Here is a 25,306-nt window from a genome sequence, read left to right on the forward strand (position 1 = left end):
TGTCCCGTGAAGTCGCTCGCTGCCCCGCTTGATCCGTTTTCATCCCGAATGAGTGTGTTTGATGTGGTTCGTGGGACTCTCATCGTATGACGCCGATCACGGAGGTGGAGGGGCGGCGGATCCCTCTCTCGAACCTGGACAAGGTGCTCTATCCGGCCACCGGCACCACCAAGGGCGAGCTGCTGCACTACTACGCCTCCGTCGCGGGCCCGCTCCTGGCGCATCTGGTCCACCGCCCGGTGTCGTTCCTGCGCTATCCGGACGGTCCGGACGGCCAGCGCTTCTTCACCAAGAATCCGCCGCCCGGCACCCCCGCCTGGGTGAAGACCGCCGAGGTGCCGCGCACGGAGGACAAGGGGGCGCGCCAGGTGGTGGTGGCCGACCTCGCCACCCTGATGTGGGCGGCCAACCTGGTGGTGGAGTTCCACACCCCGCAGTGGCGGGCCGAGGCGCCCGCGCGGGCCGACCGGCTCGTGCTCGACCTCGACCCGGGCGCGCCCGCGGGCGTCGTCGAGTGCTGTGCGGTGGCGCGGTGGCTGCGCGACCGGCTCGCGGCCGACGGGCTGCACGCCTACGCCAAGACCTCGGGCTCCAAGGGGCTCCATCTGCTGTCGCCGCTGGAGCCGACCCCGTCCGAGCAGGTGTCGGCGTATGCGAAGACGCTGGCCAGGGAGGCGGAGGCGGCGCTGCCGGGTCTGGTGACGCACAAGATGGCCAAGGTGCTGCGGCCGGGCAAGGTCTTCGTCGACTTCAGCCAGAACTCCGCGGCCAAGACCACCGCGACGCCCTACACGGCCCGCGCCAAGGAGCGTCCGACGGTGTCCGCGCCGGTGTCCTGGGCGGAGGTCGAATCGTGTACGGACCCGGCCGCCCTGACGTTCCTGATCGGTGACATCGTGCCCCGTCTCGAACGGGACGGCGATCTCCTCGCCCCCCTGTCCGAGCCCGGCGCGGCGGGTCGGCTGCCGTGAGCGCCGCGGCCCTGCGCCCGCCGCTCTCCGTCGCCCTCGCGGAGGCGGTGGACCGGCTGCCGCGCGGGGCCGGCTGGGCGTACGAGCCGAAGTTCGACGGCCACCGGATGGTGGTGTTCCGCACCGAGGACCGGGTCGTGCTCCAGGCCCGTTCGGGGCGGATCATCACCGGCGCCTTTCCCGATCTGGCCGACGCGGCACGGGAGTTGGCGCCCGGCACGGTGCTGGACGGCGAGGTCGTGGTGTGGGCAGCGGGGCGTACGGACTTCGCGGCGGTCCAGCGCCGGGCCGCCGCGACCCCGGCCCGCGCTCCCCTGCTCGCCCGCCGCCTGCCCGCCTCGTACGCCGCCTTCGACGTGCTCGCGGACGCGGGCCGCGACCTGCGGGCCGAGCCGTACGAGCTGCGCCGGGCCCGCCTGGTCGAGATCCTCGCGCCGCTGGGGCCGCCGCTCCAGGCGGTGCCGATGACCACCTCGGCACAGACCGCCCTGACCTGGTACGAGACGCTGCCCGCGAGCGGGATCGAGGGGCTGGTCGCCAAACGCCTGAACGCTCCCTACCGGTCCGGGCACCGCGCCTGGCGCAAGCTGCGGCACACCGATACGCGTGAGGCGGTGGTGGTCGGCCACACCGGGAGCCCGTCCCGCCCGGCGGCGCTGGTCCTGGTGCTGCCGGGTGACGACGTGCCGGTGGTGTCGCGTCCGCTGCCGGCCGCCCTGCGCGCCGAGGCGGGGCGCGCCCTCGCTCCGCTCGCGGCCCCCGGCAGCGGCACGGCGGTCGCGGCGGGGCTCGGCGAGGTGGCGTACCGGGAGGTCGCTGCGGGGCTGCTCGCCGAGGTGGAGTGGGCGACCACGCGGCATGCGGGAGCGGTGGTCCTGCGGCTGCGGGAGGCGGACCCGGGGCCGTGAGCCGTCCGGTGCCGCGGTCGAACCAGGCGGCGGGGAGCGTCCGTCGGGACGGCTGACGTACAGTCGCGGCTGTCCGTGCCGGCGTACCGGTGTCACCCGCCGTCCCGTCCGCCCCGTCACCCCGCCACGACCCCCGGGAACAGTCCGGCGTCCGCGAGGGCGGCCCGTCGTGTGGGCGTCGTCACAACGTGATGGACGCGGGGCGGGATCGGCCTGGACACTTACGCGCGACACAGAGCCAGAATTCCGGGAGGGGAACCACTCAATGATCATTTTCGGCAGCCGCGGCTATCTCTACCAGCTCGCGATGCTCACGCTGGTGTGCGGCAACTGCGGGAACCCGTCGGCGCACGCGGTGCGCAAGTACGTCACGAAGTTCACGCTGTTCTTCGTGCCGCTGTTCCCGTTCTCGACGAAGTTCCGCACGCAGTGCACGTTCTGCGGCCTTGAGCAGCAGATCAGCAAGGAGCAGGCCGAGGGGCTCCTGGCGCAGCCGGTGGCGCCGCAGCAGGCGTACGGCCAGCAGCCGCAGCCGGGCCAGATGCAGGGCCAGAACCCCTACCAGCAGTAGGCCGCGGCCGTCCGGCAACAGGTTCGCCCGCCGATGTACGGCGGGCTGTTACCTGAGTGCGGCAAAGCCGCAACAGCGGACATTTAGCGTCAAAGGCATGACGACGCCCACCGTGCCGCGCACCGCCCGGATCGCGGCCGCCTCCGTGCTCGCGCTCACCCTCGGCGGCGGTCTCGCGGCCTGCTCCTCCGGCCCGGAGGCCAAGGCGCCCGACGTGCGGGTGCGGAACGCCGCCGCCCCCAGGGCGACGGAGGCCCCCGCTCCACTGAAGGCCTCCGCACCGGCCCGGCTGGTGATCCCCGCCGCGGGGGTGGACGCCGGGCCGGTGCTGCGGCTCGGGGTGGACGCGGCGCGGGAGCTGGAGGTGCCGCCGGTGGACCGGGCCGAGCAGCCGGGCTGGTACACCGGCAGCGTGACGCCCGGCGAGAAGGGCGCCTCGGTGCTCGTGGCGCACTACGACACCGCCAGGGGTCCGGCGCTGCTGCGCAACGTGCGGAACATCCGGGTCGGGGACATGATCGAGGTCGGCCGGGCGGACGGCTCGACCGCGGTGTTCCGCATCAGGGAGACCGAGCAGGTCGAGAAGAAGGACTTCCCGACGCATAAGGTGTATGGCACGACCGACCGTCCGGAGCTCCGCCTGATCACCTGCGGCGGCCCCATCGAGGACGGTCACCGCTCGGCCAACATCATCTTCTACGCCGACCTGGTCCGGGCCCGCTGACCACCCCCGGGCCCGCCGGGGCTCCCCACAGGGAGCGGCGGAGGGTGAAATAGCCTGGGGTTCCCGCACGACAGGAGCACCTTGATCCGCCACCGCCGCACAGCCCTCCTGGTCCCCCTGCTGACCGCAGTGGGCGGCCTGCTGCTGTCCGGCTGCGGCGGTGCGGGCCACCTGGAGGGTTCGGGTGCGACGCCGACGGCCGTCGGACCGATCCACCTGTGGCCCGACATGCCCCCCGCCACCGCGACCCCCAACGACTACGGCGAGACCGACACCGAGCAGGTGCCCGGCATCAAGGTGCCGAACGGCGACGTGCACCGCCTGAACCCGGTCGCCGTGGTGCAGGCCGAGGTGAAGGCGCACCCGAACACCTACAGCGGCGCGGACGGGCTCTATGACGAAACGGTCCGCCAGCTGAACGCCTGCAAGCAGAAGCCGGCCGGCTGCCCGGTGCTCAAGCCGTACTACCGGGATCTGACGGGCGACGGCAGGGACGAGCTGATCCTGGGCATCCGGATGCCGGACCAGAACCTCGCGGTGCGCTGCTACATGCCGGCCAAGGACGGCGGCCTGATCCGCATCATGTCGACCGTCGACCAGATCATCAGCGTGGACCTCGCGGGCCGCGACGTGATCCTGCGGTCGGTCTCGGCGGGGATGCCGGGCTACGAGTACCGCACCGCCTGGTCCTGGGACGACCACCAGCAGGCGATGCTGCCCACCCGCGACGAGATCGTGCGCAACAAACAGGGCGGCAAGCACGCCGCGCCGAGCGGCTCCGCGCCGCTGGTTCCGTCGCCGAAGAAGAAGACGCCGACGGCGAGCCCGTCGGCCACCCCCACGGCGGACGCACCATGAGACTGCCCCGGACGGCCCGCGTGGCCCGGATGACCCGCCGGCCCGCGTGGACCGCGACCCTGACGTGGAAGGCCGCGGTGTTCATCACCGTGATGTGCTGCGCGCTCGCGTCCCTGCTCGGCGTCCTGGTGCACGTGTCGGTGACCCGGCAGACCGTCGGCGAGGCCCGCAACAAGGCGCTCGGCCGGCTGACCGACGTCACCCGGATGTACGAGGCCGGCGAACAACTGCCGCCCGGCGCGGGGATCGACCCGCCGGAGCTGCCCCCCTCGCTGCGCGCGCTCGCCGTCTCCGGCAAGCGGGGCACCGTGGTCGACGACGACCACGGGCGCCCCACGATGTGGGCGGCCGGCCCCGCCGACGGCCGCGCGCTGGCCGCGGAGATCGACTACACCCAGAGCGCCCGCACCATCAACGGCCTGGACAAGGCCATCCTCGGCTCCTCCATCCTCGCCATCGGGGCGACCCTGCTCGTCGGCGTCTTCGCGGTCACCCGGATCACCCGGCGCCTGCACCAGACGGCGACGGTGGCCCGCCGGATCGGCGCGGGCGACCTCGACGCCCGCGTCAACGACCCCCGCACCCGCGACCCCTCGCGCCCCCAGGACGAGGTGGCCACGGTGGCCGGCGCCCTGGACACGATGGCCTCCACGCTCCAGGGCAAGCTCCTCAGCGAACAGCGCTTCACCGCGGACGTGGCGCACGAGCTGCGCACCCCGCTCACCGGTCTGCACGCGGCCGCCGAGCTGCTGCCCGCGGGCCGCCCGGCCGAGCTGGTGCGCGACCGGGTGCAGGCGATGCGCTCGCTGACCGAGGACCTCCTGGAGATATCCCGGCTCGACGCGGGCAGCGAGACCGTCGACCTCGACCTCCAGCAGCTCGCCCCGGTGGTGGAGCGGGTGGTACGGGCCTCGGTCGCGTCCGGCACCGCGGAGGCGGACACCACCCTGACCGTGGTGCGGGACGCCTGCGTGGAGACCGACAAGCGGCGCCTGGAGCGGGTGCTCGGCAACCTCCTCGCCAATGCCCACCGGCACGGCAAGGCCCCCGTCGAGCTGACGGTGCACGGCCCGGTCGTCACCGTGCGCGACCACGGCACCGGCTATCCCGACTACCTCCTCGACCACGGCCCGCAGCGCTTCCGCACCGACGCCGGGAGCAAGGGCCACGGCCTCGGCCTGACGATCGCCGTGGGCCAGGCGGCCGCCATCGGCGCGGAACTGAGCTTTCGCAACGCCCCGGACGGCGGCGCGGTGGCCCGGCTGGCCCTGCCGGAGTACGTCGCCCTCGATGCGCCCGGGGCAGAAGAAGGCCCGCTCCCGCAGTGACGCCCCGTCCGGCGCGGACCGACCGCCGGGTTCCGCACGCCCCGTGACGGCTCGTCACGCTTTGCGGTCCTGAACGAGCGAATTTAGTGTGAGGCACGCGCACCGAGGGCCGCCCACCCGCGGCCCCGCCCTGTTCCAGGAGGCAGCATGTCCCTGCGTTCACCCCTTGCCGCACTCGGTCTCTGCGTGGCCACCGCCGCCGCGGCCGTCCTCGCCACCACCTCGCCGGCCGCCGCCGAGGAAGCCGTGCACAACGACTACAAGGGCCGCGTCACCGCCAAGTCCGGTCTGCTCCTGCGCGACCGGCCCACCCGCGGCAGCCGGATCGTCGGCAAGGCCCCGTACGGCTCGATCGTGCACATCTTCTGCAAGACCGGTGGCGACCGGGTCAACGGGAACGACCGCTGGTACCTGCTCACCGACGGCACCTGGGCGTGGGGTTCGGCGTACTACATCGACAACATCGGGCCCGTGCCGCGCTGGTGCTGAGCCCCGCCGTCCGCCGCCGCCCCGGCGCCGTCCGCGACCCGATCGCGGACGGCGCCGGCGCACATCCGACCACCCCTTCGCGCCGGAAGGTTTGACGGGCCGTCATTCATTCCGCTCGACGCCTCATGACATACACGGACATAAGCCCGCGGCTTGCTACGTTGCGTGCCATGACCGCACCGTCGGCGGCGGACGACGCCCCGCCCGAGCCGCGCCTTGCCAAACGGCGGGGGGTGGAGCTCTTCCTGCTCGTCGCCGCCGTCCTGGTCGTGGTCCTCGGCTATGTCGACGTGGGGCTCGCCGACACCGGCACCGTGCCGCCGGACGCCGCGCGTCACGGCGCCGGGCTCGGTCTGCTCGCGCTCGTCGCCCACCTCGTGGTCCGCTTCCGCGCCCCCTACGCCGATCCCCTGCTGCTGCCGATCGCGGTCCTGCTCAACGGGCTCGGCCTGGTGCTCATCCACCGCCTCGACCTCGCGACCCCGGGCAGCAGGGCGGCCCCCGCCCAGCTGGTCTGGTCGACGCTCGGAGTGGGCCTCTTCCTGCTGGTGGTGCTGGTGCTGCGCGACCACCGCGTCCTGCAGCGGTACGCCTATCTGTCCATGGCCGCCGCGCTGGTCCTGATGCTCGTGCCGATCCTGTTCCCCGCGGTCAACGGCGCCAAGATCTGGATCAGGGCGGCCGGGCTCTCCTTCCAGCCGGCGGAGCTGGCGAAGATCCTGCTCGCCCTGTTCTTCGCCGCCTACCTCGCCGCCAACCGCAACGCGCTCGCCTACACCGGCCGCCGCGTCTGGCGCCTCCAGCTCCCCACCGGCCGGGTGCTCGGCCCGATCGTCGCGGTGTGGCTGCTGAGCGTGGGCGTCCTGATCCTCGAACGCGACCTCGGCACCTCGCTGCTGTTCTTCGGCCTCTTCGTGATCATGCTGTACGTGGCGACCGGGCGCACCGGCTGGATCGCGGTGGGCCTGCTGCTCGCCTCGGCCGGGGCGGCGGCGGTCGCCCTGTTCGAACCCCATGTGCACGCCCGGGTCACCGACTGGCTCGATCCGTACGCGACCATCGAGGCGGGCCTCGGCCCCAGTCAGCTCGCCCAGTCGCTGTTCGCGTTCGCGGCAGGCGGCACGCTCGGCACCGGTCTCGGCCTCGGCCACTCCGTCCTGATCGGCTTCGCCGCGAAGTCCGACTTCATCCTGGCCACGGCGGGCGAGGAGCTCGGCCTGTCGGGGCTGTCCGCGATCTTCCTCCTGTACGCCCTGCTCGTGGCCCGCGGCTACCGCGCCGGGCTCAGCCTGAACAGCCCGTTCGGGCGGCTCCTGGCCATCGGGCTCGCCTCGATCCTGGCGCTCCAGGTGTTCGTGATCGCGGGCGGGGTGATGGGTCTCATCCCGCTCACCGGCATGGCCATGCCGTTCCTCGCGCAGGGCGGTTCGTCCGTGGTCACCAACTGGATCATCGTGGCGCTGCTCGTCCGCGTCAGCGATTCCGCGCGCCGTCCGCTGCCCGTGGTCGAACCGGGCGTCATCGCACGCCCCGAGCCGTCGGTGGAAAGGAGCACCCCGTGATCCGCCACATCCGGCGGGCCGCCGCCTGCTGTCTGGTGCTGCTCGTGGCGCTGCTTGCCAACGCGGCCCGGGTCCAGGTCATCCAGGCCGACGCCCTGGACGCCAACCCCGCCAACCGCCGCCCCGCCATCGCCCGTTACCACCAGCCGCGCGGGGCCATCGTGGTCGGCAAGGAGAGCGTCACCGGCTCGCGGGACAGCGGCCAGCAGCTGCGGTACGAGCGGACGTACGCGAACGGGCCGCTGTACGCGCCGGTGACCGGGTACGCCTCGCAGACCTACGGGACCACGCTCCTGGAGAACGCCGAGGACCCCGTCCTGTCCGGCACCTCCTCGCTCCTGTCGGTCTTCCCGCTCTGGAACGACGTCACGCGGGGCCGGCACAGCGGAGGGCGGGCCGTCACCACCATCAGGGCCTCCATGCAGCGCGCCGCGTACCAGGGCCTGGCCGGCAAAAAGGGCGCGGTCGCGGCGATCGAACCCGCGACGGGCCGGATCCTGGCGCTGGTCAGCAGCCCGTCGTACGAGCCGGGAGCGCTGTCGGGCACGGGACGGGCGGTGCGGGACGCCTGGTCGCGGTTGACGAAGGACCCCGACCAGCCGATGCTCAACCGGGCGATCCGGCAGACCTATCCGCCCGGTTCCGTCTTCAAGGTCGTGACGGCGGCCGCGGCGCTCGACGCCGGGGTGGTCACGGACGTGGACGCGGCGACCGACACCCCCGATCCCTATGTGCTGCCGAACACGAGCACCACGCTGCCCAACGAGGCGAGCGGCTGCCAGAACGCCTCGCTCGCGTACGCGGTCACCGTCTCGTGCAACACGGTGATGGCGGCGCTCGGGGTGAAGGTGGGGCTGCCCGGGATGCTGGAGGCGGTGGGCAGGTTCGGCTTCAACGACACGGGGCTGCGGATCCCCTCCGGGGTCGCCAAGTCCAACTTCGACCGGCGGATGAGCCCGGACCAGCTGGCCCTGTCGTCCATCGGCCAGTTCGACACCACGGCCACCCCGCTCCAGATGGCGATGGTCTCGGCCGCGGTCGCCAACGGCGGGGACCTCAAGTACCCGTATCTGGTGGACCGTACGACGACGGCGCACGGCCGGACCGTCTCCACCCGTACGCCCCGCACCTACCAGCGCGCGATGAACCCGGCGACCGCGATGCGGCTGCGGCAGATGATGGTGGACGTGGTGCGCACCGGCACCGGCACGGGCGCCGCGATCCCGGGTGCGACGGTCGGCGGCAAGACCGGCACCGCGCAGAACGGCATCGGCAACATCGGGAGCCCGTACGCCTGGTTCATCTCCTGGGCGCAGGCGGACGGGGCGGTGCGCCCGGCCGTGGCGGTGGCGGTGGTCGTCGAGGACGCGTCGGCCAACCGCGGCGACATCAGCGGCGGCGGTGACGCGGCGCCAATCGCCAGGGCGGTGATGCAGGCGGCGCTCGCGCCCGCGCCCTGACCCTGATGGCTCGCCGGGCGAATGACCTGCCCGAGGCGGGAGTTGGCCACGGCCGCGCCCCGGACGGGCGCGACCGGTACCCGGCGTCTCAGGAGGCCGACCCCTGGGCGATGGCGCCCTCGACCTCGGCCACCCGGGCCGCCTCCTCCTGGGCGAAGCGCTCCGCGTCGAGGTGTTCGGCGATCTCCTCGTCCTGGGCCATCAGGAGGTCCAGGTTGGAGTCGCCGAGGTCGAAGACGCCCATGTCCAGATAGGCCTTCTGGAGGCGTTCGCCCCACAGGCCGATGTCCTTGACGCACGGCACGATGCGGCTGAACAGGAGCTTCCTGAACAGGTGCAGGAACTCGCTCTCCTCACTCAGCCGCTCGGCCTCCTTCTTCGGGATGCCGAAGTTCTCCAGGACCTCCACCCCGCGCAGCCGGTCGCGCATGAGGTAGCAGCCCTCGATCACGAACTCCTCGCGCTCCCTCAGTTCCGCGTCGGTGAGCTGCTGGTAGTAGTCGCGCAGCGCCATGCGGCCGAAGGCCACGTGCCGGGCCTCGTCCTGCATGACGTAGGCCAGGATCTGCTTGGGCAGCGGCTTGTCCGTGGTGTCGCGGATCATGCCGAACGCGGCGAGCGCCAGGCCCTCGATGAGCACCTGCATGCCGAGGTAGGGCATGTCCCAGCGGGAGTCGCGCAGGGTGTCGCCGAGCAGCGCCTGGAGGTTGTCGTTGATCGGGTAGAGCATGCCGATCTTCTCGTGCAGGAAGCGGCCGTAGATCTCGGCGTGCCGGGCCTCGTCCATGGTCTGGGTGGCCGAGTAGAACTTCGCGTCCAGGTCGGGCACGGACTCCACGATGCGCGCCGCGCACACCATCGCGCCCTGCTCACCGTGCAGGAACTGGCTGAACTGCCAGGAGGTGTAGTGCAGGCGCAGCTCGCCCTTGTCCCGGTCGGTCATCTTGGCCCAGTACGGCGTGCCGTACAGCGTCACGGCCTCGTCCGGGGTGCCCAGCGGGTCGTACGGGTCGACCTCCAGGTCCCAGTCGATGCGCTTGGCGCCGTCCCACTGCTTGTCCTTGCCCTTCTGGTACAGCGCGAGCAGCCGGTCCCGCCCGTCGTCGTAGTCCCAGTTGAAGCGGGCGGCGCCGGAGGCCGGCACCTGCCAGAGAGGTTCCTGCGGGCCCTGCACATAGAGGTCGTGTGTCGACACGTGCGGCTCCTTCGCTCGCGGACGTCGTCGCCCTGCAGCTCAACTTCTGCACACTGCTGTGCAGTTGGCAGGTTCACACGCTGATAGACGCGGGGTCAACAAGTCGCGCACAGGGGATTGACGACCTTGCTGACAAGCAGTCTCATAAGAGGAGACCGCAGGTAACCCAGCCACGAGGTGCCCTCCGCCATGACGACCGTGACCGAAGCCGAAGCGCTCCGCGACGCACTCGGCCTGCTCAGGGACCGCGAGCAGGTCGCCGAGCGGCTGCTCGAATCGTCCGCCAAGCACTCCTTCGACCCCGACAAGGACTTGGACTGGCACGCCCCGGTCGAGGACGGCAAGTGGTTCTGGCCGCCGGAGCTGCTGTCCCTGTACGACACCCCGCTGTGGCGCCGGATGTCCGAGGAGCAGCGCATGGACCTGGCCCGCCACGAGGCCGCGTCCCTGGCCTCGTTGGGCATCTGGTTCGAGATCATCCTGATGCAGCTGCTGGTGCGGCACATCTACGACAAGTCGCTCACCAGCAGCCACGTCCGCTACGCGCTCACCGAGATCGCCGACGAGTGCCGGCACTCGATGATGTTCGCCCGCATGATCAAGAAGGGCGGGGCGCCGGCCTATCGGGTGCCGCGGATCTACCACAACCTCGCCCGCGTCCTGAAGACCGTCTCCACCACCCCGGGTTCCTTCGCGGCGACGCTGCTCGGCGAGGAGATCCTGGACTGGATGCAGCGCCTGACGTTCCCGGACGAGCGGATCCAGACCATCGTGCGCGGGGTGACCCGCATCCACGTGGTCGAAGAGGCCCGTCATGTCCGGTACGCACGTGAGGAGTTGAGGCGGCAGATGGTCTCGGCGCCGCGCTGGGAGCGGGAGTTGACCCGGCTCAGCTGCGGCGAGGCGGCCCGCGTCTTCGCCACCTGCTTCGTCAACCCCCAGGTGTACGAGAACGTCGGCCTCGACCGGCGCGAGGCCGTGGCCCAGGTCAGGGCGAGCGGCCACCGCCGCGAGGTGATGCAGAGCGGCGCGGCCCGCCTCACCGAATTCCTCGACGACATCGGCGTCATGAACGGGGTGAGCAGGCGCCTGTGGAAGAGCTCGGGCCTGCTCGCCTGATCCGCGCGGCCGGCGTGGAGGCCGGCGGCGGGGATTACGCTGCTTGCATGAGCTCTCCCGCCGCCACCCCCGCGTACCGCAGGCTCAGCGTGGCGGAGCGCCGCAGCCAGCTGCTCGGCGCGGCCCTGTCGCTCTTCGCGCACCGGGCACCGGAGGACGTCTCGCTCGACGACGTGGCCGAGGCCGCCGGGGTGTCGCGGCCCCTGGTGTACCGCTACTTCCCGGGCGGCAAGCAGCAGTTGTACGAGGCGGCGCTGCGCTCGTCCGCCGACGAGCTCGAACGGTGCTTCGCCGTCCCGCAGAGCGGCCCGCTCACCCAGCGCCTGACCCGCGTCCTCGACCACTACCTCGCGTTCGTCGACGAGCACGACACCGGCTTCGCCGCGCTGCTCCAGGGCGGCAGCATGGCCGAGACCTCCCGCACGACGGCGATCGTCGACGAGGTGCGCCGGGCCGCGGCCGAGCAGATCCTGGTCCACCTGGAGGTGGCCGAGCCGGGCCCCCGGCTGCGCCTGATGGTGCGCACCTGGATCGCGGCCGTCGAGGCGGCCTCGCTCATCTGGCTCGACGAGGACAAGCGGCCCCCGCTGCCGGAGCTGCGCGACTGGCTGGTGGACCATCTGGTGGCGCTCCTCACCGCGACGGCCGCCACCGACGAGCAGACCGCGTCGGCCGTACGCGCCGCGCTCGCGCACGAGTGTGCCGACGGCCCGGTCGGGGTGCTGGCCCGCCGGGTGATACCCGTCGTGAGCGAGGCGGCCCACCTGCTGTGAGACTTGGGGGGTGCGAAGCGAGAACACCCTCTTTGTGGGCGGCCCCCTCGACGGGCGCGTCCTGCCGGTCCTGACCGGCCCCACCGGCAAGCCGCCGCAGTGGTACGAGGTGCCCGTGCCCGACGCGGAGGGCGGCCCGGCGACGGTGCACGCCTACCGCCTGGAGCCGGCCACCCACACGAAGCGGCTCGGCCTGCCGCGCGGCTGGAAATACTTGTACGTGCCCGAGGGCCGCGAGCCGCGCCGCTGGCCGTGGACCAGGAAGGGCGGCGGCGCAAGCCCCCGCACCGGGCTGCCGCCGCACGAGTGAGCCGAATACCCCGTTCACTTCTCCGGCCAGGACTGTCGCGCCGGCGCGTGCCACGATCCGGTGGGGCCGGAAGGACCGGTTCCGTACCGGAGGTGAGCACATGTCAGCTCGCGTGCGCTCGGTGTGCGCGGTGGCCGTCGCCGCGGCCCTGGCGACGGCGGCGGTGGGCCCGCTCGCGGTGGCCGCGCCCCAGCCGCCGGGCGAATCGTCGGCCGCGCTGCCGCAACAGCCCCCCGAGACCTCGGCCACGGCCCTGCTGACCCGGCTCCAGACCCTGTACCGGCAGACCGAGGAGGCGACCGAGGCGTACAAGAGCGCCGACGTCGAGCTCAAGCGCCGCGAGAGCGAGGACAGGAAGCTGTCCGAGTCGCTGGCCAGGGCCCGCACCGCGCTCGCCCGCAGCCGCGGCGACGCCGGCCGGCTCGCCCGCGAGCAGTACCAGGGCCGCAGCGAACTCTCCACGTATCTGCGCCTGTTGCTGGCCCAGGACCCGCAGAGCGCCCTCGACCAGCGGCACGTCCTGGACCGCGCGGCCGGGGAGCGCCAGGCCGCCATGGACCGGCTCGCCCGCGGCGAGCGGCAGGCCGCGGGCCTGGCGAGCGCCTCGCGCCGGGCCCTGGAGGAGCAGCGGGCCCTGGCCCGGCAGCAGCAACAGGCCAAGGACGACGTCGAGCTGCGGCTGAAGGAGGTCGAGAAGCTGCTCTCCGGGCTCTCCGCCGAGCAGCTCGCCGAGCTCACCCGCCTGGAGGCCCGGGGCACCGAGAAGGCGCAGCAGAGCCTGCTCGCCTCGGGTGCCCTGAGCGGCACCCGGGCGCCCTCGCCGGAGGGCGACCGGGCCCTGACGTACGCCGTGGAGCAGATCGGCAAGCCGTACGTATGGGGCGCCGAGGGCCCGGAGTCCTACGACTGCTCGGGGCTCACGTCGCAGGCCTGGGCGCACGCGGGCCGCTCGATCCCGCGCACCAGCCAGGAGCAGTGGGCCGAGCTGCCGCGGGTGCCGCTCACCTCGCTGCGCCCGGGCGACCTGGTGGTCTACTTCCCCAAGGCCACCCATGTGGCGATGTACCTGGGCGACGGCCTGGTGGTGCAGGCGCCGCGTCCGGGCAGCCGCGTCAAGGTCTCTCCCATCGCCGCCAACCCGCTGCTGGGCGCGGTCCGCCCCGACCCGGCGGCCGACCCGCTGTCCGCCTACCGCCCGCCGCGGCTGCCCGAGGGAGCGGCGGAGGGCGTGGACACGGGGTACTCGTCCGAGGCGGGGCCGGGGCAGGAGTCGGGCTAGCCCTGGGAGGCGGCCACCTCGGCGAGGTAGGCGGCGGTCCTGTCCGGCTCGTAGAAGAAGTTCTCGAAGTCGGCAGGGTCGTTGAAGCCGTTGGCGAAGCGGTCGGCGGCCGGCTGGAGCTGACCGGCCGCGCCGATCAGGTTCAGGACGTGCTCCGGCGGCACGCCGAGCATCGCGTTGGTCCACTTCGTCACGTGCTGGGCGGTGTCCCAGTAGCGGTCGAAGGCGGACCGCATCCACGCCTCGTCGAACTCCTTCTCGCCGTGCTCGACGATCGAGGAGAGGTACGAGGCCGCGCACTTGGACGCCGAGTTGGAGCCCTGGCCGGTGATCGGGTCGTTCGCCACGACGACGTCCGCGACACCGAGCACCAGGCCGCCGCCGGGCAGCCGGCCCACGGGGTTGCGGACGGTGGGCGCGTAACGGCCGGCCAGTGTGCCGCCCGCGTCGGTCAGTTCGACGTTGGTGGCCCGCGCGTACTCCCAGGGCAGGAACTTCTCCATCAGCTCCAGGGTGAGCGCGAGGTGCTCGCCGGGATCCTTCACGCCCGTGAAGACGTCGAGCGGGCCGCCGGGCACGCCCTCCCAGAACAGGATGTCGGCGCGGCCCGAGGTGGTGAGGGTGGGCATGACGAACAGCTCGCCCACGCCGGGCACCAGGTTGCAGCGCACCGCGTCGAACTCGGGGTGCTCGGGGCGCGGGCCGAGTCCGTGCACGTACGACACCGCGAGGGCGCGCTGCGGCTCGGCGTAGGGGGAGCGCGCGGCGTCGCGGCCGAACATCGAGACCAGCTCGCCCTTGCCCGCCGACACCAGGACCAGGTCGTAGGTGCGCGCGAAGAAGTCGAGGTCGGAGACGGCCGCGCCGTGGATGACCAGCTGGCCGCCGCGCTGCGCGAAGGTCTCCATCCAGCCGGCCATCTTGACCCGCTGGTCCACGGACTGCGCGTACCCGTCGAGCCGGCCCACCCAGTCGATGGCGCGGCTGGAGTCCGGGGCCGCCACCGAGACGCCCACACCTTCGATGCGCGGGGCCTGGGACTCCCAGAAGTTCACCCCGAGGTCGCGCTCGTGCTGGAGCGCGGTGTGGAACATGCACTGCGTCGACATGACGCGGCCGGACCGGATCTCGTCCGCCGTGCGGTTCGACATCAGGGTGACCTCGTACCCCTGCGCCTGCAGTCCGAGGGCCAGCTGAAGACCGGACTGGCCGGCTCCGACTATGAGTATTCTCCGCATGCGGGACCGTTCTCCGTTATGTGCGTTGCGTGCCGTGGGGGGCGGGGTCTATTCGGGGCAGGCTTCCAGGGCGTGGGCCACCAGGCCGAGCAGGGACTCGATCACCGAGGCCCGGTCGCGCGCGTCCATGATCACCACGGGGACGTGCGGCGGCACGGTGAGCGCCTCGCGCACGTCCTCGGCCTCGAAGGCCTCGGTGCCCTCGAAGTGGTTGACCGCCACGATGTAGGGGAGCCCGCAGCTCTCGAAGTAGTCGAGCGCGGGGAAGCAGTCCGACAGGCGCCGGGTGTCGGCGAGCACGATCGCGCCGATCGCACCGCGCACGATGTCGTCCCACATGAACCAGAACCGCTGCTGGCCCGGGGTGCCGAACACGTACAGGACGAGGTCGTCGTCCAGGGTGATGCGGCCGAAGTCCATGGCGACGGTGGTGGTCACCTTGTCCGGGGTGGCCGACAGGTCGTCGGTGGCCTCGCCGGCCTGCGTCATCACCGCCTCGGTCTGCAGCGGGGTGATCTCGGAGACAGCGGAGACGAAGGTGGTCTTGCCCACGCCGAAGCCGCCCGCGACCACGACCTTCGTCGCGATGGGAGCCCGGCTGCGGTCCTGCTGCCAGGGCAGCAACTCCTCTTCGGGGACGAGGAGTTCAGAGACGGCGGAGTCCACTCAGCACCCTTTCGAGCAGTGCGCGGTCCGGCTGGCCCTGGCCGTGCCCGGTGCCGTACACGCGAATTCTTCCCTGGTCCGCCAGGTCGCTGAGCAGTACGCGCACCACGCCGAGCGGCATCTTGAGCAGCGCGGAGATCTCGGCGACGGTCCGCATCGCGCGGCAGACCTCCACGATGGCCAGCATCTCCGGCATGACCCGCTGGGTGCGGCCGCCGATCTCCCTGCGCTCGGGCGGGGCCTCGATGGCCGCGACGAACGTCTCGACGAACAGCACATGGCCGAACCGGGTGCGACCGCCGGTCAGCGAGTACGGGCGGACGCGGGCGGGCCTCCTGTCGGCGCCGCGTATCGGGAGCCGCGCGGATTTCTCGGCGGGCGGGGTCACTGGGCGGCCTCCATCGACTGGCGCAGCGCGCTGCGGACTTCGGGGGTCAGGACGTGTCCGGCGCGGCCCACGAAGAGCGCCATGTGGTACGCGACGACGCTCATGTCGCAGTCCGGGGTCGCGTGCACGCCGAGCAGCGAGCCGTCGCTGATGGACATGACGAAGACGCTGCCCTCCTCCATCGCGACCATCGTCTGCTTGACGCCGCCGCCCTCCATCAGCCGGGCCGCCCCGACGGTGAGGCTGCCGATGCCGGAGACGATGGTGGCGAGGTCGGCGCTGGAGCCGCGCGGGCCCTGCCGGGCGACGGTGACCTGGCGCTGCTCGGGGTCGGACGAGAGCAGCAGCAGTCCGTCCGACGAGACGACGGCGACGGAGTGGATGCCCGGCACCTCCTCGACCAGGTTCTCGAGCAGCCACTGAAGATTGCGGGCCTCGCTGCCCGCCCCGATCGTGCCGGAGCCGGACGCCGCGCCGCCGGGCCTGCCGATACCAGTGGTGGTGCCGGTCGCACTCATCTGCGTACCTCCTCGACTGTCTCCCCCGTGTCCGTGTCTGCCTGCTGTGGTACCTCTTCGAGCTCCGCCGCCACATCGCGCCGGCCCTCGGTCGCTCCCTTGTGGAATCCGCCGAGCCTGCGGCGCAGGGCCTCGGCGGCGTCGGTGCCCCCCTTGCGCTCCTGTACCCCGCCGGGCCCGGCCTGCACGATCTTGGGCGTCCGCTTGGGCAGGCCCTTGTCGGTCAGCCGCGGGGCGGACTCGGGGTCGGGCTCGGGTGCGGGTTCTGGTGCGGGTTCTGGTGCGGGCTCGGGTTCTGGTGCGGGCGCCGGGTCCGGCTCGGCCGCGCGGGCGGGCTCGGCGGCGGGCTCCGGTGCGGGCCGGGGGTCGGGGAGGCGCATCTCGAAGGTCGGCTCGTCGAGCGGGAGTGCCGACGGCTCGGGCTCACCGGGGCCGTCGTCCCCGGCGGGCTCAGCGGCCTCGATGGGCTCGGCGGGCTCAGCGGGCTCAGCGGCCTCAATGGGCTCGGCGGGCTCAGCGGGCTCAGCGGGCTCAGCGGCCTCAATGGGCTCGGCAGGCTCGGCGGGCGCAGTGGCCTCGGGCGCGTCGGGGCGGGCCACCTCGCCCGAGCGCTCCGTACGCTCCGGCAGGATATTGGAGTTGGCCTCGGCGAGCGCGCCCGGCAGGGTGAAGCGCGGGGCGTCGCCCACCATCGGGGCCAGGTGCGGCGCGTCCGGCGCCGGGTCGCTCGGCAGGATCGCGACGGGCAGCACCACGACCGCCGCGACACCGCCCTGCTTCTGCTCGCGCAGTTCGATGCGGACGCCGTGCCGCTGCGCGAGCAGCGCCGAGACGTGCAGACCGAGACCGCCGGACTCGCCACCGGGCTCGCCCGGCTCGTACGAGGAGGGGTCGGCGAGGCGGCGGTTCAGCTCGGCACGCCGCTCGTCGGGCACTCCGATGCCCTCGTCCTGGACCGAGAGCATGATCTCGCCGCTCTCCAACTGCCAGCCGGACAGCTGCACTTGGGCCTCGGGCGGCGAGAAGGCGGTGGCGTTCTCCAGGAGTTCGGCGACGAGGTGGCTCAGGTCGTCGGCGGCGAAGCCGGCCACCTGGGCGTGCGGCGGCAGCGCCTGGATGGCGACCCGCTCGTACCGCTCGATCTCGCTGACCGCGGCGCGCATGACGTCCACCAGCGGGACCGGGCCCGGGTGGTTGTGGTGGTGCTCGGTGCCGGCCAGGACCAGGAGGTTCTCGCCGTGGCGCCGGACGACGGTGGCCAGATGGTCGAGCTTGAAGAGCACGCCGAGCTGGTCCGGGTCCTGCTCGCGCTCCTCCAGGCCCTCGATGACGGTGAGCTGGCGCTCGATGAGGGCGAGGCTGCGCAGCCCCAGATTGACGAAGGCGTGCTTGACGGTGCCGCGGGCGCGCTCAAGCTCGGCGGTCAACTCCCGTACCTGAGCGCGCAGTTCGTCCTTCTCGGCCGCGAGGCGGGCGAGCCGGCCGCGGTGCTTGGCGAGGTCCTGGTCGAGCTCATCGGCCCGGGCGTGCTGCTCGGCGAACCTGCCGTGCAGCTCGTTGAGGGACCGTACGACCTCGGCGAACTCGTCGTTGCGGCCGGTGAAGCGCACCGGCTCCTCGCCGCCCGGCGCCTCGGCCAGCCGGGCCGAGCCGCGCCGCAGCACCGCGAGCGGGCGGGTCAGACTGCGGGCGGTGGCCGCCGAGACGCCGATGGCGAGCAGCAGCAGCGCGCCGACGAGCCCGATCCGGATCTCCAGGGCGGTCACGTCGTCGTCGCGCAGCCGCTCGAACTTCTTGACCTGCGCGGTGGCGAGAGCGGCCTCGGCGCCGCGCATGCGGTCGATCCGCGCGGACAGGGCCGCGCCCACCGCGTTCGGGTCGGACTTGCGCTCGGCGGCGGTGAGCTGGGGCTGGTCGGTGAGGCGGGTGAGGAAGCCGTCGGCGGCCTCGACCTCGGGCCCGGTGACGGTGCTCGCGAACCGGTCGCGCGCGTCGGCCTGCGCGGCCTGGTCGAAGTCGGCGAGCGCGGACTGCTCGCGCACGTGCGCCTGCTGGGCGGCGGCGCTCAGCGCGTCCCGCGTCCGGCCCGCGTCACCGTCGTCCTTCTCCTTCTGCACGTACTTGCCGAGCACCGGGTCGAACACCCGGGAGCTCTGGCCCGGCGGCACCGAGAGCGCGCCGAGCAGCAGCCCCCGGGTGGCCGAGGCCTGCTCGACGGCGCGGCCGAGCGCACCCGGCGCCCGGGCAGCTTCGGCGGCGCGCGGGGGCGTGCGGTCGGCGAGCTCGTCGGCGACCGCGAGCAGGGTGGCGATCACGTCGGAGTACGCCTTCTGCGCCTCCAGGGCGGTGCCCTTGCCGGTGAGCGCGGTGCGGCGCACGGCCGGCACGGTGGCGAGGTCGCGGGCGAGGCCGGCGGGGGCGATGGCGCGCAGCTCGTCGATCTGGCGGTCGACGCGTCCGGCGGGTTCCTTGAGTGCCGCGTCCTTGCCCTCGGGCCGGCCGGCCGCGACGTACTGCGTCACCCCGTCGCGCTCGTCACCCAGCGCGTGGGCGAGGCTGATCGCCTGCTGGTCGAGCTCGGCGAGGGTGACCAGGTGCTGGGAGTCCTTGAGGTCCGCGGAGGCCGCGAACAGGGTGGGCGCGCCGGCTCCGAGGACGGTGAGGGAGACGACGGCGACGGAGACGACCAGGCGGCTGCGCACCCTCACGGTGCGTCGTGCGCGTGTGTCGTCGTCGCTCCGAGGCCGCTTGTTCTGCACCGGTGCTCTCAATCTTCACTCGTGTTTGCCAGTCCACCAAGGAAGCCAAGGTGACGACTGGTCATGACGAGTAGTCACTGCTCGGCCACCTGAACGAGTGAACATCACTTCGGAGTTGACCATCAACTCCCGCGGAACCCCGGGCCCCGCTCCGCCGGGGTGCCGGTTGGAACTTCCGCGCGGGCTTTGGCAGGATGCGCGCCCACAGCTCGGCGGAGTGGCTGATTCCTCCCGACATCGGGCCGTTCGGGCCCCCGAGCGGGGCACTTGACGGAGCGTCCGGCGCCCGCGCGCCCGGCATGAAGGCGCCGTGGAGACCTCGTGCAGACTGGCCGGCATGCGCATCCAGCTGACCTCCGTGCCCGGCCGTCCGGACCGCCCCAACGAGGACTGGGCGGCCACCGCGCTGCCCGCTTCGGGACTGGGCGGTGTGCTCGTCGTCCTCGACGGCGTGACGCCGCTGCCGGGCAACGGCGACTGCGTCCACGACGTCCCCTGGTTCACGGCGCGGCTCGGCGGCGCGCTGACCGAACTGTCGGCTTCACGGCGGGATATGACGCTGGCCCAGGTGCTGGCGGAAGCCATCCGGCGCACCGCGGACGCCCACCGGGACACGTGTGACCTTTCTCACCCGCGCACGCCTCAGGCAACCGTGGTGCTCGCGCGGTGGGGGGCGGCGGAGCTGGAGTACCTCGTCCTGTCGGACTCGGTGCTGCTCGTCGAGGCGGCGGACGGGACGGTGCGGGCGGTCGTGGACGACCGGCTCGACCGGGTGCCGCGCGCGTCCCTGGTCAGCGACGCGGTCGCGGACGCGCTCGTCCGCAACAAGGAGGGCGGCTTCTTCACGGCGGCGGCGGATCCCTCGGTGGCCGCGCTCGCGGTGACCGGCCGCGAGCCGCTCGGCCCGGTGCGCTCACTGCTCGCCCTCACGGACGGCGCGGCGCGCTGGGTGGAGGTGTTCGGCGAGGGCTCGTGGACCGAGTGCGTGGCGCTGGTGCGCAAGACCGGGGTGGAGGGACTGGTCGAGCGGGTGCGGGAGTTGGAGCGGGCGCGGGCGGCGGGCCGCGGCAAGCGCCACGACGACGCGACGGCGGTGCTGGTGGAGGTGTAGCCCCGTGGCGGGGCCCTCCCCCGGCCGCCGTACGGGTCAGGACTCCGCGGCGGCGTTCAGCTGGTGCAGCAGGCGCGCCAGTTCGGAGATCTCCGACCGGTCCCAGTTCGCCAGCTTGCGGACGTAGCGGTCGCGGCGGGCGTCGCGCACGCGGCCGAACCGCGCGGTGCCCTCCGCCGTGATGCGGACCAGGGAGGCGCGGCCGTCCGCCGGGTCGGGCTCGCGGGCGACCAGGCCCAGGTCCGCGAGGGCGTGCAGCTGGCGGCTCATCGTCGCCTTGCCCACGCCGAAGTAGCCGGCGAGCTCGGTGGCACGCTGCGGTCCGGCCTCGTCGAGGCGGACGAGCAGGCCGTACGCCGCCGGTTCGAGATCGGGGTGGACCTCGCGGGCCATCTCGCCGGACGAGGCCCTGGCCCGCCGCAGGAAGACGGCCAGTTCCCGTTCGAGCGCCAGGAACTCCTGGTCCGCACCGTGCACATCGGCTCCCATGCCTAGGTGTGTCGTGACGGCACAGTATTTCCCAGCAGCCTGTGCGCGAGGGCACCGAGGATGGCGCCGGAACCGCCCGCGGCTGAAAGTTTCTGCCAGAGCTTGCCGTTCCCGCAGCGTGTCGCCACCACCATAGGTCTGAACCAACGGCATAACCTGAAGCCTCTTTCCCGCCAGCCGTCTACGTGCGTAGCGTCGTCCCTGACCTCGCTGACATGTCCACAGCGATACGTCGGCAGGGTCGATCCGGGCCGTCACATCCCCACCCCCACCGAGCCTTTCGGAGGCACGCAATGCCCGTGCACAGATCCGGAACGGCCCGCCGCGGACCCATCGCCGCGGCCGGGATCCTCCTCTCCTCCCTCGCCCTCGTCCTCGGGTTCACCGGAACGTCGGGTGCCGCCGACACTCCCCCGCGCGGCTCCGCGTCCCTCGGCATGGGCGTCGCCGCGCACGACGGGGTGGGCGGTCCGCCCCGCGGCACCCGCGCGGTGCAGACCGAGGGCGTCGACACCAGCAGCCACAACGGCAACGTCGCCTGGTCCACGCTGTGGAACAGCGGCGTCAAGTGGGCCTACGTCAAGGCCACCGAGGGCACGTACTACACCAACCCCTACTTCGCCCAGCAGTACAACGGCTCGTACAACGTCGGCATGATCCGCGGCTCGTACCACTTCGCGACCCCGGACACGGCGAGCGGCGCCGCCCAGGCCAACTACTTCGTGGACCACGGCGGCGGCTGGTCGCGCGACGGGCGGACCCTGCCGGGCGCGCTCGACATCGAGTGGAACCCGTACGGCGCGGCCTGCTACGGCAAGTCGGCGTCGGGGATGGTGAGCTGGATCCGGGACTTCCTCAACCAGTACCGGGCCCGCACCGGCCGCGACGCGGTCATCTACACCGCGACCAGCTGGTGGACGCAGTGCACCGGCAACTCGGCCGCCTTCGGCGACACCAGCCCGCTGTGGATCGCCCGCTACAACACCGACCCAGGCACGCTCCCGGCCGGCTGGGACTACCAGACGATGTGGCAGTACACCTCGTCAGGCCCGACGGTCGGCGACCACTCCCGCTTCAACGGCGCGTACGACCGGCTCCAGGCGCTCGCCAACGGCTGACCGCGCCCGCCCGTCCGCACGGGGCCCCCGGCACTGCGTGGCCGGGGGCCCCTGCGCGTCCCCTGCCCCGCGAACGGAGCAGCCGCTCCCCGTACGGAGCACTGCTCGCACACCTGAGCCCCCTTGGCGCACGGCATGCGCGAGGATGGGGCCATGCGCAGGTTGGGAGCGGTGAGCCGGGCAGTGGCCCTGATCGCGGTCGTCACGGCCACGGGCGCGGGCTGCGGCTGGTCCGCGGCGTCCTCGCCGCAGGCGGAGCGCACGCCCGGCGAGGCCGCGCCCCCGCCGGGGGTGCAGCGCGACGCGGTCCCGGCCGGCCAGGTGCCGTCGGTCGGCGTCCTGGTCGCCGGCGACGAGCACGCCTGCACGGCGAGCGTGGTGGCCAGCCCGCACGGCAATGTCGTCGCCACCGCCGCGCACTGCGCGACCGGGCTCTCGCTGGATTCCCTGGAGTTCGCCCCCGGCTTCTCCGGGTCCGACAAGGGGACGTTCCCGTACGGGAGGTGGAAGGTGCGCGCGGTCCAGGTCGACGAACGGTGGACGGCGGACCACGAGGACGCCGCGGACTTCGCCTTCCTCACGGTCGAGCCGGACGCCCGGGGCCGCAGCGTGCAGAGCGTGGTGGGCGCCTCGGTGCCGGAGTGGGGCGCGGGCCCCGACGAACGGGTCACCGTCGTCGGCTACCCGGATCCGGAGCACAACCCCGGCAACCGGCCGGTCATGTGCACCACCGACGTCCATCAGGACGCCGACGAGCCCGCGATGATGCGCATGGAGTGCGGCGGGTTCTGGGTCGGCACCAGCGGCAGCCCCTGGCTCGTCGACTACCGGGGGCCCGGCCGGCTCGGCCGGATCATCGGCGTCCTGAGCGGCGGCGACACGGACGCCGAGTCGACGGCCGCCCTCTTCGACGCGAAGGCCCGCTCGGCGTACGAGCGGGCCACGCAGGCCTAGGGCGCGTCTTTCGGATCTTGCCTTGGTCGCCGGGGAGGCCGCCCCGGCGCCCGGCCCTCGGCTCACGCCGCCGCGGTGCCCGGCCTCCGGTTCACGCCGCCGCGGCCACCGCGACCTCGGCCGGAGCCAGCGCGATCTCCAGGACCTGCCGGACGTCCGTGACGGGGTGGACCTCCAGCTTGGCCAGGACCTCCGCCGGGACGTCGTCCAGATCGGCCTCGTTCCGCTTGGGGATCACCACGGTGGTGATTCCGGCGCGGTGCGCGGCGAGCAGCTTCTGCTTGAGGCCGCCGATCGGCAGCACCCGTCCGGTCAGGGAGACCTCGCCGGTCATCGCCACGTCGGTGCGCACCAGGCGTCCCGAGAGCAGCGAGGACAGCGCGGTGACCAGTGTGATGCCGGCGCTCGGACCGTCCTTGGGCACGGCGCCCGCCGGGAAGTGCACATGCACCCCGCGGTCCTTCAAGTCCCCTACGGGGAGCTCCAGTTCGGCCCCGTGCGAGCGCAGGAAGCTCAGCGCGATCTGCGCGGACTCCTTCATCACGTCGCCGAGCTGGCCGGTGAGGACCAGGCCCGCGGCGCCCGTCTCCGGGTCGGCCAGGGACGCCTCGACGAACAGGACGTCGCCGCCGGCCCCGGTCACGGCGAGGCCGGTGGCCACGCCCGGCACCGCGGTGCGCCGCTCGGCCGGGTCCTGAGCGGACTCGGGCACGTGGTGCGGACGGCCGATCAGAGCCCGCAGGTCGTCGGGGGCGATGGTGAACGGCAGCTCGCGCTGCCCCAGTTCGTGCTCGGCGGCCACCTTGCGCAGCAGCCGGGCGACCGAGCGCTCCAGGTTCCGCACGCCGGCCTCACGGGTGTACTCCCCGGCGAGCCTGCGCAGCGCGGCCTCCTCCAGGACCACCTCGCCGGCTTCGAGACCGGCCCGCTCCAGCTGGCGCGGCAGCAGGTGGTCACGGGCAATGACGACCTTCTCGTCCTCGGTGTAGCCGTCGAGCCTGACCAGCTCCATGCGGTCGAGCAGGGCCTCGGGGATGGCTTCGAGGACGTTGGCGGTGGCGAGGAACACCACGTCGCTCAGGTCGAGTTCGACCTCCAGGTAGTGGTCGCGGAAGGTGTGGTTCTGGGCCGGGTCGAGGACTTCGAGCAGGGCGGCCGCCGGGTCTCCCCGGAAGTCGGAGCCCACCTTGTCGATCTCGTCGAGCAGCACGACCGGGTTCATCGAACCGGCCTCCTTGACGGCCCGCACGATCCGGCCGGGCAGGGCGCCGACGTAGGTGCGCCGGTGTCCCCGGATCTCGGCCTCGTCGCGTACGCCGCCGAGCGCCACGCGCACGAACTTGCGGCCCATGGCGTGCGCCACCGACTCGCCGAGCGAGGTCTTGCCGACTCCGGGCGGGCCGACGAGCGCGAGCACCGCGCCGCCGCGCCGGCCGCCGACGACCCCGAGCCCGCGGTCGGCACGGCGCTTGCGCACCGCCAGGTATTCGGTGATGCGGTCCTTCACGTCGCCGAGCCCCGCGTGTTCGGCGTCCAGGATCGCGCGGGCGCCCCGGATGTCGTACACGTCCTGCGTGGTCTCGTTCCAGGGCAGTTCGAGGACGGTGTCGAGCCAGGTGCGGATCCAGGAGCCCTCGGGGGACTGGTCGCTGGAGCGCTCCAGCTTGTCGACCTCCTTGAGGGCGGCCTCGCGGACCTTCTCGGGCAGGTCGGCGGCCTCGACGCGGGCGCGGTAGTCGTCGCCCTCGTCCTCCTGGCCGCCGTCCCCGTTGAGCTCGCGCAGTTCCTTGCGCACGGCGTCGAGCTGGCGGCGCAGCAGGAACTCGCGCTGCTGCTTGTCCACGCCCTCCTGGACGTCCTTGGCGATGGACTCCGCCACGTCCTGCTCGGCGAGGTGTTCGCGGAGCTGTTCGGTGGCGAGCTTCAGCCGGGCGACCGGGTCGGTCACCTCCAGGAGCTCGACCTTCTGGGCGGTGGTGAGGAACGGCGAGTAGCCGGAGTTGTCGGCGAGCGCGGAGACGCCCTCGATCTGCTGGACGCGGTCCACCACCTGCCAGGCACCGCGCTTCTTCAGCCAGTCGGTGGCCAGCGCCTTGTACTCCTTGACCAGCTCGGTGACCTGGCCGGGCAGGGGTTCGGGCAGGGTCTCCTCGACCCGGGTGCCCTCCACCCACAGGGCGGCGCCGGGGCCGGTGGTGCCGGCGCCGATGCGCACGCGGTGACGGCCGCGGATCAGGGCGCCGGGGTCGCCGTCGGAAAGGCGGCCGACCTGCTCGACCGTGCCGAGCACGCCGGTCGCGGCGTACGTCCCGTCGATCCGCGGCACCAGCAGGACCTGCGGCTTCCCGGCATCGGGCCGGGCGGCGGACTGGGCGGCCTCGACGGCGGCCCGCACCTCGGCGTCGGACAGGTCCAGCGGGACCACCATGCCGGGCAGCACGACCTCGTCGTCGAGCGGCAGCACGGGCAGGGCGGTCGGTGTGTTCGCCGTGGACTCGGTAGCCATGATCTCCCCTTC

Annotated in this window: 23 protein-coding genes and 1 pseudogene; 16 read left to right on the forward strand and 8 right to left on the reverse strand. The window is 72.9% G+C overall.

Annotation, left to right across the window (positions count from 1 at the left end; genetic code table 11):
- Positions 1 to 86 precede the first annotated feature (86 nt).
- The 9 genes and pseudogenes from ligD (at position 87) to ACGF3I_RS13320 (ending at position 8,871) form a co-directional block, all read left to right on the forward strand.
- The gene (ligD, locus tag ACGF3I_RS13280; RefSeq protein WP_393131287.1) at positions 87 to 971 is read left to right on the forward strand and encodes a non-homologous end-joining DNA ligase; all 885 of its coding nucleotides are present in this window, start codon (positions 87 to 89) and stop codon (positions 969 to 971) included.
- Complete coding sequence (locus ACGF3I_RS13285; protein ID WP_393131289.1) at positions 968 to 1,879, forward strand: ATP-dependent DNA ligase; 912 nt, start codon at positions 968 to 970, stop codon at positions 1,877 to 1,879. The genes ligD and ACGF3I_RS13285 overlap by 4 nt, the downstream gene beginning before the upstream one ends.
- A 265-nt stretch (positions 1,880 to 2,144) precedes the next feature.
- Complete coding sequence (locus ACGF3I_RS13290; protein ID WP_393131291.1) at positions 2,145 to 2,450, forward strand: zinc-ribbon domain-containing protein; 306 nt, start codon at positions 2,145 to 2,147, stop codon at positions 2,448 to 2,450.
- A gap of 97 nt (positions 2,451 to 2,547) precedes the next feature.
- Positions 2,548 to 3,174 (forward strand): class F sortase, encoded by a 627-nt coding sequence (locus tag ACGF3I_RS13295; protein ID WP_393131293.1) that lies wholly within the window; start codon positions 2,548 to 2,550, stop codon positions 3,172 to 3,174.
- 81 nt (positions 3,175 to 3,255) lie between these two features.
- A complete protein-coding gene (locus ACGF3I_RS13300) occupies positions 3,256 to 4,032 on the forward strand; it encodes a hypothetical protein (RefSeq protein ID WP_393131295.1) in 777 nt (258 codons plus the stop codon).
- Positions 4,029 to 5,360, forward strand: a complete 1,332-nt coding sequence (locus tag ACGF3I_RS13305) for an ATP-binding protein (protein ID WP_393131297.1) — start codon at positions 4,029 to 4,031, stop codon at positions 5,358 to 5,360. The genes ACGF3I_RS13300 and ACGF3I_RS13305 overlap by 4 nt, the downstream gene beginning before the upstream one ends.
- A gap of 252 nt (positions 5,361 to 5,612) precedes the next feature.
- Positions 5,613 to 5,849 (forward strand): annotated as a pseudogene (locus ACGF3I_RS13310) (SH3 domain-containing protein); the annotation flags it as partial.
- Between the two features lie 170 nt (positions 5,850 to 6,019).
- Entirely contained in the window at positions 6,020 to 7,411 is a 1,392-nt protein-coding gene (locus tag ACGF3I_RS13315; protein ID WP_393131299.1) for an FtsW/RodA/SpoVE family cell cycle protein, read from the forward strand.
- Positions 7,408 to 8,871, forward strand: a complete 1,464-nt coding sequence (locus ACGF3I_RS13320; RefSeq protein WP_393131301.1) for a penicillin-binding transpeptidase domain-containing protein — start codon at positions 7,408 to 7,410, stop codon at positions 8,869 to 8,871. Before ACGF3I_RS13315 ends, ACGF3I_RS13320 begins: the two co-directional genes overlap by 4 nt.
- 88 nt (positions 8,872 to 8,959) lie before the next feature.
- On the opposite strand, the gene ACGF3I_RS13325 is transcribed toward ACGF3I_RS13320, so the two are convergent.
- A complete protein-coding gene (locus tag ACGF3I_RS13325) occupies positions 8,960 to 10,066 on the reverse strand; it encodes a ferritin-like domain-containing protein (RefSeq protein ID WP_393131303.1) in 1,107 nt (368 codons plus the stop codon).
- A 189-nt stretch (positions 10,067 to 10,255) separates the two neighbouring features.
- Between ACGF3I_RS13325 and ACGF3I_RS13330 the strand changes: the two genes are divergently transcribed.
- The 4 genes from ACGF3I_RS13330 (at position 10,256) to ACGF3I_RS13345 (ending at position 13,547) form a co-directional block, all read left to right on the forward strand.
- Complete coding sequence (locus ACGF3I_RS13330; RefSeq protein WP_393131305.1) at positions 10,256 to 11,185, forward strand: diiron oxygenase; 930 nt, start codon at positions 10,256 to 10,258, stop codon at positions 11,183 to 11,185.
- Positions 11,186 to 11,232: 47 nt separating this feature from the next.
- Positions 11,233 to 11,958 (forward strand): TetR/AcrR family transcriptional regulator, encoded by a 726-nt coding sequence (locus ACGF3I_RS13335; RefSeq protein WP_393131307.1) that lies wholly within the window; start codon positions 11,233 to 11,235, stop codon positions 11,956 to 11,958.
- A gap of 10 nt (positions 11,959 to 11,968) precedes the next feature.
- Positions 11,969 to 12,268 (forward strand): hypothetical protein, encoded by a 300-nt coding sequence (locus tag ACGF3I_RS13340; protein WP_393131309.1) that lies wholly within the window; start codon positions 11,969 to 11,971, stop codon positions 12,266 to 12,268.
- Between the two features lie 100 nt (positions 12,269 to 12,368).
- Positions 12,369 to 13,547 carry an NlpC/P60 family protein gene (locus tag ACGF3I_RS13345; RefSeq protein WP_393131311.1) on the forward strand — a complete coding sequence of 393 codons (1,179 nt, stop codon included), beginning with the start codon at positions 12,369 to 12,371 and terminating at the stop codon, positions 13,545 to 13,547.
- Here ACGF3I_RS13345 and ACGF3I_RS13350 read toward each other — a convergent pair.
- The 5 genes from ACGF3I_RS13350 to ACGF3I_RS13370 are packed head-to-tail and all read right to left on the reverse strand — an operon-like array spanning position 13,544 to position 19,116.
- Positions 13,544 to 14,785: a styrene monooxygenase/indole monooxygenase family protein gene (locus ACGF3I_RS13350; protein WP_393131313.1), complete on the reverse strand. Its 1,242-nt coding sequence runs from the start codon at positions 14,783 to 14,785 to the stop codon at positions 13,544 to 13,546. The two genes, ACGF3I_RS13345 and ACGF3I_RS13350, sit on opposite strands and share 4 nt — an antisense overlap.
- A gap of 48 nt (positions 14,786 to 14,833) precedes the next feature.
- Positions 14,834 to 15,451, reverse strand: coding sequence for an ATP/GTP-binding protein (locus tag ACGF3I_RS13355; protein ID WP_393131315.1), 618 nt, complete (start codon positions 15,449 to 15,451; stop codon positions 14,834 to 14,836).
- Positions 15,432 to 15,839 (reverse strand): DUF742 domain-containing protein, encoded by a 408-nt coding sequence (locus ACGF3I_RS13360; RefSeq protein WP_393131317.1) that lies wholly within the window; start codon positions 15,837 to 15,839, stop codon positions 15,432 to 15,434. The genes ACGF3I_RS13355 and ACGF3I_RS13360 overlap by 20 nt, the downstream gene beginning before the upstream one ends.
- Complete coding sequence (locus ACGF3I_RS13365; protein ID WP_393131319.1) at positions 15,836 to 16,357, reverse strand: roadblock/LC7 domain-containing protein; 522 nt, start codon at positions 16,355 to 16,357, stop codon at positions 15,836 to 15,838. The genes ACGF3I_RS13360 and ACGF3I_RS13365 overlap by 4 nt, the downstream gene beginning before the upstream one ends.
- Positions 16,354 to 19,116, reverse strand: coding sequence for a nitrate- and nitrite sensing domain-containing protein (locus ACGF3I_RS13370; RefSeq protein WP_393131321.1), 2,763 nt, complete (start codon positions 19,114 to 19,116; stop codon positions 16,354 to 16,356). Before ACGF3I_RS13370 ends, ACGF3I_RS13365 begins: the two co-directional genes overlap by 4 nt.
- A gap of 337 nt (positions 19,117 to 19,453) precedes the next feature.
- Between ACGF3I_RS13370 and ACGF3I_RS13375 the strand changes: the two genes are divergently transcribed.
- Complete coding sequence (locus ACGF3I_RS13375; protein ID WP_393131323.1) at positions 19,454 to 20,227, forward strand: hypothetical protein; 774 nt, start codon at positions 19,454 to 19,456, stop codon at positions 20,225 to 20,227.
- Between the two features lie 36 nt (positions 20,228 to 20,263).
- Here the strand turns inward: ACGF3I_RS13375 and ACGF3I_RS13380 are convergent, their stop codons facing one another.
- Positions 20,264 to 20,716, reverse strand: coding sequence for a MarR family winged helix-turn-helix transcriptional regulator (locus tag ACGF3I_RS13380; RefSeq protein ID WP_393131325.1), 453 nt, complete (start codon positions 20,714 to 20,716; stop codon positions 20,264 to 20,266).
- Between the two features lie 293 nt (positions 20,717 to 21,009).
- Here ACGF3I_RS13380 and ACGF3I_RS13385 point away from each other — a divergent pair, with 293 nt between their 5' ends.
- Positions 21,010 to 21,834, forward strand: a complete 825-nt coding sequence (locus tag ACGF3I_RS13385; protein ID WP_393131327.1) for a lysozyme — start codon at positions 21,010 to 21,012, stop codon at positions 21,832 to 21,834.
- A gap of 153 nt (positions 21,835 to 21,987) precedes the next feature.
- A complete protein-coding gene (locus ACGF3I_RS13390; protein ID WP_393131329.1) occupies positions 21,988 to 22,788 on the forward strand; it encodes a trypsin-like serine peptidase in 801 nt (266 codons plus the stop codon).
- Positions 22,789 to 22,879: 91 nt separating this feature from the next.
- Here ACGF3I_RS13390 and lon read toward each other — a convergent pair whose 3' ends face one another.
- Positions 22,880 to 25,294, reverse strand: coding sequence for an endopeptidase La (lon, locus tag ACGF3I_RS13395; protein ID WP_393131331.1), 2,415 nt, complete (start codon positions 25,292 to 25,294; stop codon positions 22,880 to 22,882).
- Positions 25,295 to 25,306 lie beyond the last annotated feature (12 nt).

The organism is Streptomyces sp. NPDC048111, assembly GCF_043202815.1.
GTDB lineage: Bacteria > Actinomycetota > Actinomycetes > Streptomycetales > Streptomycetaceae > Streptomyces.